Below are 16,029 nucleotides of genomic sequence, written 5' to 3' on the forward strand. Positions count from 1 at the left end.
TTAAGATTCTAAAATGACCGTGGCACAAGCATAAGCCTGCTCATCACTGATACTGAGCCAAACTGCAGTAACGCCCTTCTCGGCAGCTAACACAGCAGCCTGCTCGGTTAAGGTTAACTCAGGCTTGCCCCAGACATCATTACGGATCTCAAAATGTTGAAATGAAATGCCGCGACCAATACCGGTACCCAAGGCTTTTGCCGCGGCTTCTTTCGCGGCAAAACGTTTTGCAAAGTAACGCTCGGGTTGCCGATGATTTTGATATTGCTCTTGCTCAAACGGGGTTAACACCCGCAGCACTAATCGAGGGGTCTGCTGCAAACTTCGGGCAATGCGTTCAATCGCCACAATATCAGTACCTAGGCCGCGGATCGCCATTAACGACGTGCCTCTACCATCAGCCGTTTCATTTCGCTTACTGCTGGGCCTAAACCGCTAAAAATAGCGCGGGCAATAATAGCATGACCAATATTAAGCTCGTACATTTCAGGGATAGCCGCAATAGGCTGTACGTTATGATAATGCAAACCATGGCCCGCATTGACCGTTAACCCCAATGAAGCCGCATAGGTTGCAGCCTCTTGAATACGCTTTAGTTCGGCTAACTGCTCCGCGGGATGCTTGGCTTCGGCATACTTACCCGTGTGGATCTCGATAAAGGGTGCGCCGACTTCGGCCGCGGCAGCAATTTGTTTTTTATCGGCATCAATAAACAGTGATACCAAAATATTATCTGCGGCAAGTTGCGCCACAGCATCACGCATTTGGCTTAATTTACCGGCAACTTCTAAACCGCCTTCGGTGGTCAATTCTTCACGCTTTTCTGGGACTAAACAACAAAAATGCGGTTTCAGCTTAGCCGCAATGCCCAGCATTTCATCGGTCAGTGCCATTTCGAAATTGAGCCGTGTTGCTAAGGTCTCGCGTAAAATAAACACATCGCGATCAATAATATGGCGGCGGTCTTCGCGCAAATGCACGGTTATGCCATCCGCACCGGCTTGCTCGGCCATCAGTGCCGCGTGCACTGGCTCGGGATAATAAGTGCCACGTGCATTACGCACTGTTGCCACGTGATCAATATTGACACCCAAATAAATTGCCGTCATTTTTCTCTCCACTCTTTGGGTTACGCCTTATCGGACGAAGTAAATAATGCCCTGCTGGCTAAAGGTTTATTGCCCAGTAACGGGGCCAGTAATTGTCGAGTCAGTTGTTTAGCCACCGGTAATAGCCCGACAACATGCCATTGCTCTGCGGCCAGCGCTAGCAACAAAGCACCAGGCCAGCCTTGCTGCACGGGCACCAAGCCTTGCTCTGGCACATAACAATAATGCTGCTCGGCTTGCAAAGGTCGATCATAGCAGTCAGATGACCAGTCAGGTAATACGCCTAATTCGTCTAATAAGGCCAATTCAAATTGGCGCAACGCACTTTCTAAACCCGTTGCTTGTTGTTGTACCTGCACTAGCGCGGCTAATGCCTGTTGATATAAAGCAAATAAGTTATCTGATGGCTGATCAGCAGGCCATAAACGACATATCAATTCATTGAGATAAAGACCACTGAACAGCACCTTACCGCTTAATTGGCTGGCGGCACGGCTCTCTTCGAGCTGTTTTACCGTTTTTAAGTCACTGCGACCGGTTAAACTGACCGAGAACAACTGAAAGGGTTGGAGTGCGCGATGCTGTTTGCCACTGCGTCGCCGCGCAACAGCGCTAATGCGCCCTTGCTCAGGTAACAACAGTGACAATAAAAGTTTATCTTCCTGAAAGGGACGGCTATGCAAAATATAGGCAGGCCAGAGCTTAGCGTCCATTGGCGGGCTTAATCTTCGCCGTAACCTAGGCTGCGCAGCGCTCGCTCATCATCTGCCCACCCCGATTTCACTTTAACCCAAACTTGCAAAAACACCGGCGCATCCAACATGTCCGCCATATCTAGCCGGGCTTCAGTGGCAATTTGCTTAATCCGCTCGCCTTTGTTACCAATGACCATCCGCTTCTGACTTTCGCGCTCAACCAGCACTAACGCTGCAATGTGAAAGTGTTTTTCTTCCCATTTAAAGCGTTCGATCTCCACCGTGACGGCATAAGGTAATTCATCACCGAGAAAGCGCATCAGTTTTTCACGGACGATTTCTGCTGCCATAAAACGCTGCGAGCGATCGGTAATATAATCTTCTGGGAAAAAGAATTCGCAAGGCGGCAGCTGGCGTTGTATCACTTTACGTAGGGCTTCAACATTATCGCCGGTTTCAGCAGATAACGGCACCACATCTAAAAACGGTAACTGGCTGCCCAACCACTGTAGATGCGGTAATAAATCTGATTTGTCTTTATACAAATCGACTTTATTTACCACTAAGACCACCGGTTTATTGGCCGCGATCAGTTTGTTCAGCACCATTTGATCGTCATCGTGCCAACGCGTGCCTTCAACCACAAAAATCACACACTCTACGTCTTGAATTGATGACGAAGCCGCTTTATTCATCAGGCGGTTAATCGCGCGTTTTTCTTCAATATGCAGGCCGGGGGTATCGACATAGACGGTTTGATACTGCTCTTGAGTATCAATGCCGACAATACGATGGCGGGTCGTTTGGGGCTTTTTTGACGTAATACTGACTTTCTGACCCACTAATTTATTTAACAGGGTCGATTTACCGACATTCGGCCGCCCAACTATGGCCACCAAACCGGCAAAAGTCGTTGCTGCGTCGGGCTGTTGCTTATCTGTCATGTTTAATTTGTTCCAAAGCCAACTGAGCCGCATCCTGCTCAGCTTTGCGCCGAGATGAACCGGTCGCATTAATCGGGGGCATGCCTGGCACGGTGCAACGCACAGTGAAAGTTTGCTGATGAGCCTCACCCACGGTGGCAATCACATCGTAGGTGGGCAAGGGTTTACGTAACCCTTGTAAATATTCTTGCAGCAGGGTTTTCGAGTCTTTTTGCTGGCCTGGGGTAATTTCTTGTAAACGCTGTGCAAACCACAACATGATTTGCGCTTTACACGCTGCCATACCGCTATCTAAATAAATTGCCCCAATAATCGCTTCTAGCGCATCCGCTAAAATCGATTCTCGACGAAAACCACCGCTTTTTAACTCACCTGGCCCTAAACGTAAAAACTCAGATAAGCCTAATTCTTGGGCAATAGAGGCTAGGGTGACCCCTTTTACCAGCGCCGAGCGCATGCGTGTTAAATCGCCTTCGCGGGTCTCTGGAAAACGCTCAAATAACGCTTCCGCAATGACCAGACCAAGTAAGGCATCACCTAGAAATTCTAACCGCTCGTTATGTTGTCCTTTACAACTGCGGTGGGTCAGCGCCTGCTCCAATAAGGCGGGTTGCTGAAACTCATAACTTAATTTGCGCATCAGCGGTGCTAACGGTTTATGCATAAAACACTCTTAATGGATCGGTCCTAGTCGTGCAAAACGTACACCGACCGGAACCCAACGCGGTAACCAGCTATTCGGGTCTTCGCTAAATTCAAAACTCATCCAGACAAATACCGCTTTACCAACCATGTTATCGGCAGGCACAAAGCCCCAAAACCGACTATCAACACTGTTGTCGCGATTATCACCTAGTACAAAATAGTGGCCTGCAGGTACAACAAACTCATCAATACCCGTACCTGGCTGACGATAGAAATCCTGTAGATTGTCTGGCAGCATCGGAGTTTGCAAAATATTGTGCGTTACCTGTCCCAGCGTTTCTTCATATCGGCGTTGTGGTAACGGCCCCATAAAGAACTCAGCCTCGGCTTGAAAGGTTAACGGGATCATTTCTAAATTGCCGCAGCCGCTGGTTTGACCTTCGCTACAAGCGCGTTGGATATACAATTGCTTTTGCTTATACACAATACGATCGCCAGGCAAACCCACAACCCGCTTGATATAGTCTAAACGTGGATTAGGCGGATATTTAAATACCGCAACATCTCCACGCTCAGGCTGATTGTTTGACCACAAGGTTTTGCGCCAAACCGGATCTTTTACATCATAAGAAAACTTTTCTACCAAAATAAAATCACCGACCAATAAGGTCGGCATCATCGATCCTGACGGAATTTGAAACGGCTCGTACAAAAACGAGCGTAACAAGGTGATGCCCGCAACTACCGGTAAAATTGAAATGGCGGTTTCAACAATGGCCGGTTGTTTTAAAAAGTCTTGCTGAACCTGTTCTGGCAATACCGACTTCGATTGGGCATTGGCAAAAGCTAATTTTTGCTGCCGCTTCGGCGCGAGTAAAAACCGCTCGAATAACCAAGTAACGGTACATGCTAACGTCAGTAACACCAAAAATATTGCAAAATAACCAGCCATTAAGCTTCCTTAATCATGCGATCGGGGTTTATTTACCCACTTTTAAAATGGCCAAGAAGGCTTCTTGTGGCACTTCCACATTACCCACTTGTTTCATCCGTTTTTTACCGTCTTTTTGCTTTTGTAAGAGCTTTTTCTTACGGCTAATATCGCCACCATAACATTTCGCTAATACGTTTTTGCGTAACTGTTTTACCGTAGTACGAGCAATAACATGGTTGCCAATAGCTGCTTGAATGGCAATATCGAACATCTGCCGTGGGATCAGCTCTTTTAGCTTTTCCGCTAACTGCCGGCCTCGACCTTGTGCAAAATCGATATGACTGATGATGGCCAACGCATCTACCCGCTCGCCGTTAATCAAGATATCAACCCGCTGCATATTCGAGGTTTGGAAACGTTTGAAACTGTAATCCAATGACGCATAACCGCGACTGGTCGATTTTAAGCGGTCGAAGAAATCCATCACCACTTCAGCCATCGGCAGTTCGTAAACCACGGCGACTTGTCGACCGTGGTAGCTCATATTAATTTGCGTACCGCGCTTTTCGATACATAGGGTAATAACGTTACCTAAATACTCTTGCGGCACCAAGATATGCGCTTCAACGATAGGTTCACGGATCTCGTCAATATCATTTACCGCAGGTAAATCGCTGGGGTTATCCACTAAAATGGTCTCGCCATTTTTGGTGACCACTTCATACACTACCGTTGGTGCTGTTGTAATCAGATCCAGATCGTATTCCCGCTCTAAGCGCTCTTGAATGATTTCCATGTGCAACATACCCAGGAAACCGATCCGAAAGCCAAAGCCTAATGCGCCTGAGTTTTCTGGTTCATAAAATAATGACGAGTCGTTTAAGCTTAACTTAGCCAGTGCATCACGGAAGTCTTCATAATCATCGCTGGACACCGGGAAAACACCCGCATACACCTGCGGTTTAATCCGTTTAAAACCCGGTAAGGCTTTTTCAGCGCTGTTTTTTGCCAAGGTTAAGGTATCACCCACTGGGGCGCCCTTGATTTCTTTAATACCGGCAATCACAAAGCCTACTTCACCGGTTTTTAATTCGCCGGTATTGGTGGCTTTCGGGCTGAACACCCCTACTTTGTCTACTTCAAAGATTTGCCCACTCGACATCACTTTGATTTTGTCTTTGGTTTTAATACTACCGTGTTTTACCCGAACTAAAGAGACAACACCTTGGTAGGCGTCAAACCAAGAATCGATAATTAATGCTTGCGTCGGGGCATCCGGCTCGCCTTCTGGGCAAGGGATTTTTTTAACGATAGTTTCTAACACATCCTTGATACCCAAACCGGTTTTGGCCGAACACTGCACCGCACCCAGGGCTTCAATACCAATAATATCTTCGATTTCTTCAGCTACCCGCTCCGGCTCTGCCTGTGGTAAGTCGATCTTATTCAGTACCGGGATAACTTCTAAATTCATGTCCAAGGCGGTATAGCAGTTGGCCACGGTTTGTGCCTCTACCCCTTGTCCAGCATCCACTACCAATAACGCGCCTTCACAGGCGGCTAACGAACGGCTCACTTCATAAGTAAAGTCTACGTGGCCTGGCGTATCGATAAAGTTTAGCTGGTAAGTGTTGCCATCATCCGCAGGATAATACAGCGTCACACTCTGTGCTTTGATGGTGATACCACGTTCACGCTCCAGATCCATGGAATCCAGCACTTGTTGCTGCATTTCACGATCACTTAAACCGCCACAATATTGGATCAGGCGATCGGATAAGGTAGATTTTCCGTGGTCAATGTGGGCAATAACTGAGAAATTTCTGATATGTTCAAGTTTAGGCATGGTATCCGCAAGAAACTAAGCGTATGGCCGCCGTCGCTGTCAGTAAATGACCAATAGCTTAAGACTAACCATACAGGTTATTAATAAAATTAGCGCGAATTGTACTCTATCCCGCGGCAGCTTGCTATGGTTGTTAAGCGTCAGTCGCTGCAGGGTTTAGCTTTATACTGGGCAGTACGCTTAAGATGATCACTTGCTCTTGCTGGCTTTGCAAAGACTGATTATAGCGCCGAGCTAAAGCAAAGCCGCTGGCCCCGCCGATCAGTGCGCCCAACATCAACCAGCTTTCAGCCGGTTGCCATAGGCTTTGCATGGTCACCACCACCACTAACATCAACACTAAGGGTAATAAATAGACGGCCAAGGCCGCTAACACTAAGCCTTGCTCGGCAACACCAATCGTCACTTGTTCACCGGGTAACAGCTGTAACGGAGTTTTGACAAAAAAGCGATTTTGGCGAGGTGTAAAGGTTTGCGCCACGATGCCAGTACCACAATCAGTACTGACATGACAGCTATGACAGGTCCCAGCCGGTGTGGTATTTAGCCAGACCCCATCGGATTCAATGGCTAATACGGTGGCTATTTCTTCAACCATGGGGCAGCTGGCTCATCATTAGTGCACCGCAGCGGCTAAACGCTTAGCCGTTTCAATGCTGATTGGCCCAATCACGGTCACATCCTGTTTAGCATCGGCTTGTACATAAATGGTGGTGGCGCCATCACGGTAAGCTTGAGTGGGTAACTGATGGCTATTCTGCACAAAAACCGACACTTGATGTAAGCCATCTGACAATAACCAGTAACTGAGCACATCAGGTTGTAACTGAGGCACTAATAATGGATCGTCGCTAATGCTAAAACCCTTCGGTAACCAGCTAAGTTGGTGCGGTTGCGAAGCCGGTTTGGCTACCACAGGCGGTGTCAGCGCAGGCAACTCAATTTCTAGCAATTGCGCTAAGGTATCGGGAAGCTCAGGAGTGATGCGTAAATGCGTGACCTGCCAAATCTCTAAAGCACGGTTTTTGTTATTGGGATGTTGTTCAGACAAGGTATCAATGCGCAGCGGAAAGCCAGTTTGCACATCTACCCACAGCCAATAATGATGCCGATTATCATCAATGGCAGATAGCCTTAATAGTTGGGCACTACGACCGTCCATCAGCGAACTGCTACCGGCGACCGCATCGTACAGGCTGCGAATTTTTTCGGGGCTTTGAAATAATAATGGCGGCAGTTCTTTAATACTGCTGCTTTGGGTCACGAGAGAAGGACGCTCGCTGAGTAAATAATACACTTTGTCGCTGCGTCTAACGATATCGACACCATCGGCGTACATCGGGATCAGATGTTCAATTTCTTTATCACCCGAACGGCCATGCAACCAACGATAGGTCTCGGCTTGGCCGCCTTTGAGCACGACATAAGAAACGTCAAAATTGTGCTGTTTAACACTCTGCTGCACTTTATCAAATAAAGCCCAACCCGTTTCTTCGGCACTTGCCGGCTGACTACAACACAGCACGACCATACTACAGATGCCAAACAGCCATTTCATCATTATTGCTCGCGTTTTTCCTGTGTTGAGGTTTTGTTCGTTTGCGTTTCAGAAACTCGAATTTGCTGACGGTGCGCCTGTAATAACGCTTGCAGACGTTGCTGTTGCTCTAACATCGCTTGCTGCTCTTGCGCTTCAAAACGATTTTCAACAGACGTTTGACTTAAACTCACTGGCGTAGCAAAACCGGCAACGGGGCGCGTTTGTAAAAGAGGCGTGGGCGCACTCAGTTGCTGTTCGAGCGGTTGCTGATATTGCTGCACACCAAATACCGCCACTAAAGCGACACTGGCGGCAATAGCACCATGTGCTGCCGGTTTAAACCATTCGGCATTCGCCGCCTGTAGTAAACCGTTTTTCATTTTCTGTAATAAACTGCTGCTGTTTTGCAATTGATAGGTTGGCTCTTGTTCCAACATACTGGCCAAGTTATCGGCAAAATCCAGTGGTAACACACTTTCGGCTTCATTTCGAAGCACGGCACCAGCCAACTGATAGCGCTGCACGGTTTCCTGCAAATCAGGCTGCTGTAACAATTCTGACAGTTGCTCGGCAGTTAACGCGTGATTATCGGCGGCTTGTGACAGCCATTCTTGCTTTTCTGACAACATAAAGTTTCCTGTCAAATAGTCTATATCGGCTTAGGTATTACCCACTAAGGGTTTTAACTGAGCGTCTATGGCTTCGCGCGCCCGGAAAATACGACTACGTACTGTACCAATCGGACACTCCATAACTTCGGCAATCTCTTCGTAACTTAACCCTTCTAATTCACGTAGCGTAATTGCCGTACGTAACTCATCGGGTAATTTTTCTATGGTACCAAACACCACTTGGCGAATTTCTTCGGACAATAATAAATGTTCCGGAGAATCTTGTTCTTTTAAAGCATCACTACCTTCGTAGTATTCTGCATCCTCGGCATCTACATCGCTAGCCGGTGGCTTACGATTGTTTGATACCAGATAATTTTTGGCACTATTCACTGCTATTCGATACAACCAAGTATAAAACGCACTCTCACCACGAAAACCGGGGATAGCTCGATAAGCTTTAATAAAGGCTTCTTGAGCGACATCAGCTACGTCACCATGGTTAGAGACATAACGTGAGATTAAGTTCGCGATCCTATGCTGATATTTTTTTACCAGCAGATTGAAAGCGGCTTTATCGCCTTGTTGTACACGCTGGACAATTTGCCAATCTAATTCTTGCTCGCTCATTCTTGAGCCTACCCCTGTAATACTTATTTAGGTGTTGTAAACGAATGGCGCCAGTCAAGCGTACTGACTATGACTGCAGGCTGAATAAATAGTTCTGCTTATTTTTATAAAAACGCTAGAATAACCTGAACATAGCGCAACAAATTATACCGCAGCCTGTTATTTTAGTCTGTTTTACCAAAGCCACTAACTGAGTTAAGTGTATCCTATGACACAACCCAATGAATATCTTTGTGACGTATTAATTATTGGTAGTGGCGCGGCGGGTTTGTCGCTAGCGCTGCAATTGGCGGATCACGCCAGCGTTATTGTTTTAAGTAAAGGGGCTTTACGCGAAGGCTCAACACTGTACGCGCAAGGCGGGATCGCCGCGGTGTTTGACGAAAATGACACCATCGCGTCGCATGTGAATGACACCTTGATTGCTGGTGCCGGTTTGTGCGAAGAAGAAGCGGTAAAATTTACCGCAGAACACGCTAAGCAAGCGATGGAGTGGTTAATCGCCCAAGGCGTCCCCTTTGATCAGTACCAAGATACTGATGGCAGCATGAAATACCACCTCACTCGGGAAGGTGGCCATAGTCATCGCCGCATCTTGCATGCAGCCGACGCCACCGGTAAAGCCGTACAAATCACGCTGGTTGATCAAGTTAAACGCCACCCAAATATTCGTTTGTTAGAAAACTACAACGCCATTGATTTGCTCACCGGCAAAAAACTCGGTCTAGATCCGGCACGTTGTTATGGTGCTTATGTTTGGAACAACCTTTTGGCTCGCGTTGAGACCATTCAAGCTAAAGCGGTGGCACTAGCTACCGGCGGCGCCAGTAAAGTGTATCTGTATACCAGCAATCCAGATGTAGCCAGTGGCGATGGCATTGCGATGGCTTGGCGTGCGGGTTGTCGGGTGGCCAATATGGAATTTAATCAATTTCACCCAACCAGTTTGTACCACCCTGCAGCACCGAATTTTTTAATTACCGAGGCCATGCGCGGCGAAGGAGCCTATTTAAAGCGCCCCGATGGCAGCCGGTTTATGCCTGATTTTGATGAGCGTGCAGAGTTAGCACCGCGAGATATTGTGGCTCGTGCGATCGATTTTGAAATGAAACGCCTTGGCGCTAACTCTGTGTTTTTAGATATTAGTCATCAAGACAAAGATTTTATTATTGAACACTTCCCCACCATTTACGCTAAATGCCTCAGTGTGGGTATTGATATTACCAAAGAGGCCATTCCGGTCGTCCCTGCTGCGCACTATACCTGCGGCGGCGTAATGACCAATTTGCATGGCCAAACCGACTTGCAAAATTTATACGCCATTGGCGAAGTGGCCTATACCGGTTTACACGGCGCGAACAGAATGGCGTCTAATTCGTTATTAGAATGTATTGTTTTTGCCCAAGCCGCGGCTCGACATATTTTGACGCAATTGCCCCAATCTCAAGCTACCCTAACGTTGCCCGCTTGGGACGATAGCCGAGTGAGTAATTCGGATGAAGAAGTAGTGATAACGCATAACTGGCACGAGTTGCGGTTATTTATGTGGGATTATGTGGGTATTGTGCGCACCGATAAGCGACTTGAACGGGCACTGCATCGCGTAGAGTTACTAAAACAAGAAATCCACGATTATTACAGTCATTTTCGTATCAGCAATAATTTATTGGAATTACGTAATTTAGTGCAAGTGGCCGAGCTTATTATTCGCTGTGCCATGCAGCGTAAAGAAAGCCGGGGTTTACATTACAATTTGGATTACCCAAATATGCTAAGTGATAGTAAACCGAGTATTTTACAACCGCTGCGTTAAAGCGCCTCGTCAGCAACGCTGCGCCAGCGTTGCAATTGTACCCGTCTTGCCAGTGCTCGATAATCACTGGCAGACAATTGGTCGGCAAACAGATAACAGCGCTGCCGCTGGCCCATTTCGTCATACCAAAACAATTGCACAAACCAAGGGTTGAGTAGACAATTTGCGGCTAATTGCCCAGCGGGTAAAGCACTTTGTTGCCAATGCAAAGCGCCATCTTGCTCAATATGTAAAATACCGCTAACACCGGGTGCAGCCCAGTATTGCAGCATCAGATAAAAAAACGCGAGCAGCAACAAGGCAGCGGGTAAATACCAGATCCCTTGCAGCGGTAAAGTGAGGACGATAGCGCCACCGAGCACACTGATGGCCAGTAGCGCAATGCGTCGGTAACGCGAGGTTCTAAGATAAAAGCTAGACCCGGACACGATTGACGATTAACTCAACCATGGCTTGAATAGAGGCATCTTTAGAGTGTTGATGCCCCATAAACCAAGCGAATAAATCCGGATCATCACAGGCTAAGAGCCGTTCAAAATCGGCTTTTTGCTGGTCGTTTAATGCATCGTAACCTTCGTCGACGAAGGGGGCTAATAAAATATCTAACTCCAACATACCGCGACGACACGCCCAGCGCAGTTTTGGTTTACTCATTAAAGCGGTCATGTAGACTCCTCATTATTCTGCGACATTGGCAGTATCTTAACAAATATTGCGATCAGGGGTTGAGCTTTTGTGTCTTGCCCCAATCTATTTACTATTAACGGTTAAATGAACGCTCGCTATGCATACATCTTGGCTAACTGCAGAACAATACGCACAATTATCTACTCAGGTTCATGATGCTTATCTTGCTCCTTTACCTGCTTTTCAGGTATTGGCTATTAGTGGGCCTGATAACCGTAAATATCTACAAGGGCAAACGACCTGTGATATTGAAACCTTAACGGCGGACACTTTTTTACGCGGCGCACATTGTGATGCTAAAGGTAAAATGTGGGCGATATTTCAGTTGTTTGCCAAAGACGATGCGCTACTGATGGTCGCTTTTCGTGACGAACTGCAAGCCTCTGCCGCCCAACTGAAAAAATTTGGCGTGTTTTCCAAAGTAAGTTTTGACCAAACCACCGAACCTTATGCCGTGTTTGGTTTAGGCGGTTCGCAAGCAGAGCAGCTTGTGACACAGTTAGGTTTTAGTCTGCCCGCGGCAGACGGTCAGGTTAGCCATGGACCACACGGCAGCTTATTACGCTTAGCTGCGGCGCATTTTATGTTGGTGCTACCGCAAACGCAGGCGCAGCAACTTATGACGGCAGATTGGCCACTGGCCGCCCCAACGGTTTGGCTTAAAGCCCATATTTTGCAAGGTTTAGCTTATTTAGAACAACCGCTAATTGGCGAAGCCGTGCCACAGATGCTTAACTTACAAGCGATTGATGCCATCAGCTTTACCAAAGGCTGCTATATCGGACAAGAAACGGTAGCCCGTTTGAAATACCGCGGTGGCAATAAAAGAGCCAGTTACATTTTACACGCAAACACCAACGAACTTCCGGTCGCAGGCACAGCAATAGAACTGCAACTGGAACAGAACTGGCGCCGGATTGGCCAAGTCATTAATGCGGTGAATATCAATGACCAACTTTGGTTGTTAGCACTGCTTCCGAATGATATAACACCGGCAGACACCTTGCGGCTAAGTGCTGAGCAGCCCGTTTTGCTGCAACAACTACCGCTACCTTATTCATTAAATTAAGAGGTTTGCATGACCATTTCTCAAGACAAAGTCGTCGCCATCCATTACACAGTAACAGATACTGCAGGTAACCAGCTTGACTCTTCTGCTGGCGGCGAACCTCTAGTCTTCCTGTTTGGCCATGGTGCATTGATCCCAGGTCTGGAACAAGCACTGATTGGCAAAAACAGTGGCGATAAATTTACGAGCAGCATTGCTGCTGCAGATGCTTACGGCGAGCGTCATGATCAACTCGTACAATCCGTACCGAAAAACATGTTTGAAGGTATGGATGTAGAAGTAGGCATGCGTTTTCGCGCATCCGGCCCAGATGGCCGTGAACAGCCGGTCATTATTGTCGACGTTACAGAAGAAGAAGTCGTCGTTGATGGTAATCACCCACTCGCTGGCATTGAACTCAGTTTTGATGTTGACGTTGTGTTAGTTCGTGATGCGACAGCAGAAGAACTGGCGCACGGCCATGTGCATGGTTTAGATGGACATGCTGATCACTAAGGCTTATTGATTTCATTGATAAAAAAAGAACCGCAGTGACCGCTGCGGTTTTTTTATTGACCCTAAGCAAACACGCCAACTGAAAAATCATTGCTCTGAAGTAGTGCAACCCGCCGCATGAACTGCTTGACAGCCACCCCAAAGCCACATATTTTTAGCCATTGTTATTTTTTAGCCACTGAGCACATTATCCAGCTGATGAAAGATCGTATTAGTATTTCTATCTCTAGCATCAACGGCACCAAGCACTTTAGTATCGGTAAGATATTTAAGCGCAACGCTGTAATTGGCTTATGGCTTGTGCTGTTTTCAGTACTGATCACCGCGGCGGTGATTAACTATTTGCTGCATACGGTTGAACAAACCAAAACCGAGCAACAGCTACTGACCTCGCAAACGAATGCTTTACAGCAACAACTGGCTCAGTTAAATGCCGCCCGCGAAACCCTAGAACACGAATTAACCCTTAAACAAGATCAGATGCTGCAAGTCAGCCAACGTTTGGGTGAAATTGAACAGAATTTAGGTTTAGAGCAAGGTATCGATCAAAATTTAGAAGCTCGACTGGATATCGCCACCGTGAACGCCAGTGCAAGGATGGCCATGTTGCAGCTGGTACCCAATGGCTCACCACTTGATTTCGATAAACGTTCTTCTCGCTATGGCGTTCGTACCCACCCTATTTTAGGCAAGCGCCAGCATCATAATGGTATTGATCTCACAGCACCGAAAGGCACCGAAATTTATGCCCCTGCTGACGGCGTGGTGGAAGTGGTGCGTCGCAGCAATAGCGGTTATGGCAACTTATTAAAAATACGTCATGCTTTTGGTTTTGCCACGCTTTACGCTCATTTATCAGACTTTAATGTGGCAAGTGGCACCTTTGTCCACAAAGGCCAATTAATCGCTAAAGCAGGCAATACCGGCAGTTCAACCGCACCGCATTTACACTATGAAATTCATTTTCTTGACCGGTCGCTTAATCCACAACACTTTATGGAATGGGATTCCGGTAATTTCGACCTGTTGTTCGAAAAAGAGAGGAGTATTAAATGGGATTCTTTGGTAACCATGTTGCAAACCAAGGCAAGCACACAATTACAACTGTCATCGCTGAGGGATGCGTCCTTAACGGCAACTGCCGAGTAAACAGTGATATGCAAATCGACGGCGAACTTGAGGGTAACGTCGAATGCAAAAGTACTGTCATCATCAGCTGTAGTGGTAAAGTTGTCGGCGAAATCACCGCTGACAAGGTGATGATAAATGGCTATTTCGATGGTCAAATCACCGCTAACATAGTTGAAATACTGCCTCAAGGCAAAGCACATGGCGTGGTGTTCAGCGATAATCTGTGTATCGAACGGGGTGGCAGTTTTTTTGGCGAAACGCATGCCTCTAAACCTGGCCAACAAAATCTGCTGTTAACCGACGAACTGCAACCCAACAACGTTGCTGAACTTAGCCAAGCGAAATAACGCCGCTTTATGCTACACTATGCCCTTTACGTGCAGACAATGGGTCTGCGCCTAGTGCAGGATAGTTCCCTTGAGTGTTCAACTTAGTTTCAGCGCCTTTGCGCTTTCACCCGCCTTACTCGATACCTTAACCAGCCTGAATTATCATCAGCCTACGCCTGTGCAGGCACAAAGCCTACCGGCAATTTTGGCGGGTAAAGATGTGCTGGCTCAGGCCGCGACGGGCTCGGGTAAAACAGCCGCCTTTGCACTAGGCCTACTCAGCAATTTAGACGTTAAACGTTTTCGGGTACAAAGTTTAGTGTTATGCCCCACACGTGAATTGGCTGAACAAGTCGCCACCGAAATTCGAACTTTGGCGCGCGGCATCCATAACATCAAAGTATTAACCTTATGTGGTGGTATTCCGGCCAAAGGACAAATTTTGTCTTTAGAACACGGTGCGCACATCATTGTGGGCACACCGGGTCGAGTGTTAGATCATTTACAACATGAGCGTTTGAACCTAGAAGAACTGACGATGTTAGTGCTCGATGAAGCCGATCGGATGCTCGAGATGGGTTTTGCCGAAGACTTACAACAGATCATCGATGCTATGCCAGCACAGCGCCAACAACTGCTGTTTAGTGCCACCTTTGCGCCTGCCGTGAAGAAACTGGCAAACGAGCTGTTACATTCACCCCAAGAAGTGATTATTGATAGCCCTGCTGCCAAAGCCAATATTAATCAGCAATTCTTTTTGCTGAGCCATAACCAAGAACGCAGCCAAGCCACGGTACGTTTAATTTTGGCTAAAGCGCCGCAAAGCTGCGTTATTTTTGCCAATACCCGTAAAGAAGTGCAAAGCTTAGCCGAGCAATTAAAATATGCCGGTTTTAGTGTGGCTGCCTTACACGGTGATTTAGAACAGCGCGAACGCGAACAACAACTGCTGCAATTTGCCAATGGCAGCTTACAATTGTTGGTAGCCACCGATGTGGCGGCACGCGGTTTAGATATCGAAAAGCTTGATCTGGTGATTAACTATGAACTGGCGCACGATACGGATACGCATATCCATCGCATTGGCCGAACCGGTCGTGCCGGCGAGCAAGGGGTCGCCTGCACGCTGTATACCACGCAAGACGGTAATAAAATTAGCCAACTTGAAGAGGCGCTGGGCCAAGAGATTAATCCTGAGCCCTTACCGGAAACCCGCAATAACAAGCCGCTATTACCGCTCATGGCAACCATTGAAATTGACGGCGGTAAAAAACAAAAATTACGCCCGGCCGATATTGTGGGTGCGCTCACCCGTGATGATCAGATTGCTTTTGCCGATATTGGTAAAATTCAATTGCAGGATTTTCGGGCTTATGTGGCGGTAAAACGCAGCGCTTTAAAAGCCGCTTTGCAGCAATTAAACAACAGCCGCATCAAGGGCCGCAGTTTTCGGGCTTACCGTTTAGGTAACGATTAACTAGGGCTTGTTGACGTTTGCTATTTAGATTTTGTTCGTTTGGCGATGTTTTGAGCGCGAAACGAGGAGTGCAG

At 47.3% G+C, this 16,029-nt stretch carries 19 protein-coding genes; 6 read left to right on the forward strand and 13 right to left on the reverse strand.

The genetic code is table 11. The annotated features are described in order from the left end of the window. The 11 genes from acpS to rpoE form a co-directional block, all read right to left on the reverse strand. Complete coding sequence (gene acpS, locus L1N97_RS02290; protein WP_226749610.1) at window positions 1-378, reverse strand: holo-ACP synthase; 378 nt, start codon at window positions 376-378, stop codon at window positions 1-3. After that, the gene (pdxJ, locus tag L1N97_RS02295) at window positions 378-1,109 is read right to left on the reverse strand and encodes a pyridoxine 5'-phosphate synthase (protein WP_229585386.1); all 732 of its coding nucleotides are present in this window, start codon (window positions 1,107-1,109) and stop codon (window positions 378-380) included. Before pdxJ ends, acpS begins: the two co-directional genes overlap by 1 nt. Before the next feature lie 20 nt (window positions 1,110-1,129). Beyond that, window positions 1,130-1,822 (reverse strand): DNA repair protein RecO, encoded by a 693-nt coding sequence (gene recO / locus L1N97_RS02300; protein ID WP_229585385.1) that lies wholly within the window; start codon window positions 1,820-1,822, stop codon window positions 1,130-1,132. Between the two features lie 8 nt (window positions 1,823-1,830). After that, window positions 1,831-2,748 (reverse strand): GTPase Era, encoded by a 918-nt coding sequence (gene era / locus L1N97_RS02305; RefSeq protein WP_226749607.1) that lies wholly within the window; start codon window positions 2,746-2,748, stop codon window positions 1,831-1,833. Continuing rightward, the gene (gene rnc / locus L1N97_RS02310; protein ID WP_226749606.1) at window positions 2,738-3,412 is read right to left on the reverse strand and encodes a ribonuclease III; all 675 of its coding nucleotides are present in this window, start codon (window positions 3,410-3,412) and stop codon (window positions 2,738-2,740) included. Before rnc ends, era begins: the two co-directional genes overlap by 11 nt. A gap of 9 nt (window positions 3,413-3,421) precedes the next feature. Next, on the reverse strand, window positions 3,422-4,345 hold the full coding sequence (lepB, locus tag L1N97_RS02315) for a signal peptidase I (RefSeq protein WP_229585384.1): 924 nt from the start codon (window positions 4,343-4,345) through the stop codon (window positions 3,422-3,424). Between the two features lie 28 nt (window positions 4,346-4,373). Then, window positions 4,374-6,173 (reverse strand): translation elongation factor 4, encoded by a 1,800-nt coding sequence (gene lepA, locus L1N97_RS02320; protein ID WP_226749604.1) that lies wholly within the window; start codon window positions 6,171-6,173, stop codon window positions 4,374-4,376. A 133-nt stretch (window positions 6,174-6,306) separates the two neighbouring features. Continuing rightward, on the reverse strand, window positions 6,307-6,771 hold the full coding sequence (locus L1N97_RS02325) for a SoxR reducing system RseC family protein (protein ID WP_236128713.1): 465 nt from the start codon (window positions 6,769-6,771) through the stop codon (window positions 6,307-6,309). A gap of 18 nt (window positions 6,772-6,789) precedes the next feature. Beyond that, a complete protein-coding gene (locus tag L1N97_RS02330) occupies window positions 6,790-7,734 on the reverse strand; it encodes a MucB/RseB C-terminal domain-containing protein (protein ID WP_236128714.1) in 945 nt (314 codons plus the stop codon). After that, window positions 7,734-8,342: a sigma-E factor negative regulatory protein gene (locus L1N97_RS02335; protein WP_229585381.1), complete on the reverse strand. Its 609-nt coding sequence runs from the start codon at window positions 8,340-8,342 to the stop codon at window positions 7,734-7,736. The genes L1N97_RS02330 and L1N97_RS02335 overlap by 1 nt, the downstream gene beginning before the upstream one ends. 30 nt (window positions 8,343-8,372) lie before the next feature. Next, the gene (rpoE, locus tag L1N97_RS02340; protein WP_226749600.1) at window positions 8,373-8,954 is read right to left on the reverse strand and encodes an RNA polymerase sigma factor RpoE; all 582 of its coding nucleotides are present in this window, start codon (window positions 8,952-8,954) and stop codon (window positions 8,373-8,375) included. A 208-nt stretch (window positions 8,955-9,162) separates the two neighbouring features. Here rpoE and nadB point away from each other — a divergent pair, with 208 nt between their 5' ends. After that, window positions 9,163-10,767, forward strand: a complete 1,605-nt coding sequence (gene nadB / locus L1N97_RS02345) for an L-aspartate oxidase (protein ID WP_229585380.1) — start codon at window positions 9,163-9,165, stop codon at window positions 10,765-10,767. Here the strand turns inward: nadB and L1N97_RS02350 are convergent. Together L1N97_RS02350 and L1N97_RS02355 are read right to left on the reverse strand one after the other, a co-directional pair. Then, window positions 10,764-11,195, reverse strand: coding sequence for a protein YgfX (locus L1N97_RS02350; protein WP_236128715.1), 432 nt, complete (start codon window positions 11,193-11,195; stop codon window positions 10,764-10,766). The two genes, nadB and L1N97_RS02350, sit on opposite strands and share 4 nt — an antisense overlap. Further along, window positions 11,182-11,433, reverse strand: a complete 252-nt coding sequence (locus L1N97_RS02355) for an FAD assembly factor SdhE (protein ID WP_226749597.1) — start codon at window positions 11,431-11,433, stop codon at window positions 11,182-11,184. Before L1N97_RS02355 ends, L1N97_RS02350 begins: the two co-directional genes overlap by 14 nt. Before the next feature lie 118 nt (window positions 11,434-11,551). On the opposite strand from L1N97_RS02355, the gene ygfZ reads away from it, so the two are divergent. The 5 genes from ygfZ (at window position 11,552) to dbpA (ending at window position 15,955) form a co-directional block, all read left to right on the forward strand. After that, window positions 11,552-12,523: a tRNA-modifying protein YgfZ gene (ygfZ, locus tag L1N97_RS02360; RefSeq protein WP_236128716.1), complete on the forward strand. Its 972-nt coding sequence runs from the start codon at window positions 11,552-11,554 to the stop codon at window positions 12,521-12,523. 9 nt (window positions 12,524-12,532) lie between these two features. Then, window positions 12,533-13,018, forward strand: coding sequence for an FKBP-type peptidyl-prolyl cis-trans isomerase (locus L1N97_RS02365; RefSeq protein ID WP_229585377.1), 486 nt, complete (start codon window positions 12,533-12,535; stop codon window positions 13,016-13,018). Between the two features lie 126 nt (window positions 13,019-13,144). Then, entirely contained in the window at window positions 13,145-14,167 is a 1,023-nt protein-coding gene (locus L1N97_RS02370) for a M23 family metallopeptidase (protein ID WP_236128717.1), read from the forward strand. Between the two features lie 8 nt (window positions 14,168-14,175). Continuing rightward, the gene (locus L1N97_RS02375) at window positions 14,176-14,496 is read left to right on the forward strand and encodes a bactofilin family protein (RefSeq protein ID WP_229585375.1); all 321 of its coding nucleotides are present in this window, start codon (window positions 14,176-14,178) and stop codon (window positions 14,494-14,496) included. A gap of 70 nt (window positions 14,497-14,566) precedes the next feature. Next, a complete protein-coding gene (gene dbpA / locus L1N97_RS02380) occupies window positions 14,567-15,955 on the forward strand; it encodes an ATP-dependent RNA helicase DbpA (protein WP_236128718.1) in 1,389 nt (462 codons plus the stop codon). Window positions 15,956-16,029: the final 74 nt, after the last annotated feature.

Origin of the sequence: Rheinheimera sp. UJ63, from assembly GCF_021568285.1 — a bacterium.
GTDB classification, from domain to species: domain Bacteria; phylum Pseudomonadota; class Gammaproteobacteria; order Enterobacterales; family Alteromonadaceae; genus Alishewanella; species Alishewanella maricola.

Coding starts and splice junctions, on each gene's coding strand:
- acpS (WP_226749610.1), bottom strand. CDS start 378: ATGGCGATCCGCGGCCTAGGTACTGATATTGTGGCGATTGAACGCATT.
- pdxJ (WP_229585386.1), bottom strand. CDS start 1,109: ATGACGGCAATTTATTTGGGTGTCAATATTGATCACGTGGCAACAGTG.
- recO (WP_229585385.1), bottom strand. CDS start 1,822: ATGGACGCTAAGCTCTGGCCTGCCTATATTTTGCATAGCCGTCCCTTT.
- era (WP_226749607.1), bottom strand. CDS start 2,748: ATGACAGATAAGCAACAGCCCGACGCAGCAACGACTTTTGCCGGTTTG.
- rnc (WP_226749606.1), bottom strand. CDS start 3,412: ATGCATAAACCGTTAGCACCGCTGATGCGCAAATTAAGTTATGAGTTT.
- lepB (WP_229585384.1), bottom strand. CDS start 4,345: ATGGCTGGTTATTTTGCAATATTTTTGGTGTTACTGACGTTAGCATGT.
- lepA (WP_226749604.1), bottom strand. CDS start 6,173: ATGCCTAAACTTGAACATATCAGAAATTTCTCAGTTATTGCCCACATT.
- L1N97_RS02325 (WP_236128713.1), bottom strand. CDS start 6,771: ATGGTTGAAGAAATAGCCACCGTATTAGCCATTGAATCCGATGGGGTC.
- L1N97_RS02330 (WP_236128714.1), bottom strand. CDS start 7,734: ATGATGAAATGGCTGTTTGGCATCTGTAGTATGGTCGTGCTGTGTTGT.
- L1N97_RS02335 (WP_229585381.1), bottom strand. CDS start 8,342: ATGTTGTCAGAAAAGCAAGAATGGCTGTCACAAGCCGCCGATAATCAC.
- rpoE (WP_226749600.1), bottom strand. CDS start 8,954: ATGAGCGAGCAAGAATTAGATTGGCAAATTGTCCAGCGTGTACAACAA.
- nadB (WP_229585380.1), top strand. CDS start 9,163: ATGACACAACCCAATGAATATCTTTGTGACGTATTAATTATTGGTAGT.
- L1N97_RS02355 (WP_226749597.1), bottom strand. CDS start 11,433: ATGACCGCTTTAATGAGTAAACCAAAACTGCGCTGGGCGTGTCGTCGC.
- ygfZ (WP_236128716.1), top strand. CDS start 11,552: ATGCATACATCTTGGCTAACTGCAGAACAATACGCACAATTATCTACT.
- L1N97_RS02365 (WP_229585377.1), top strand. CDS start 12,533: ATGACCATTTCTCAAGACAAAGTCGTCGCCATCCATTACACAGTAACA.
- L1N97_RS02375 (WP_229585375.1), top strand. CDS start 14,176: ATGCAAATCGACGGCGAACTTGAGGGTAACGTCGAATGCAAAAGTACT.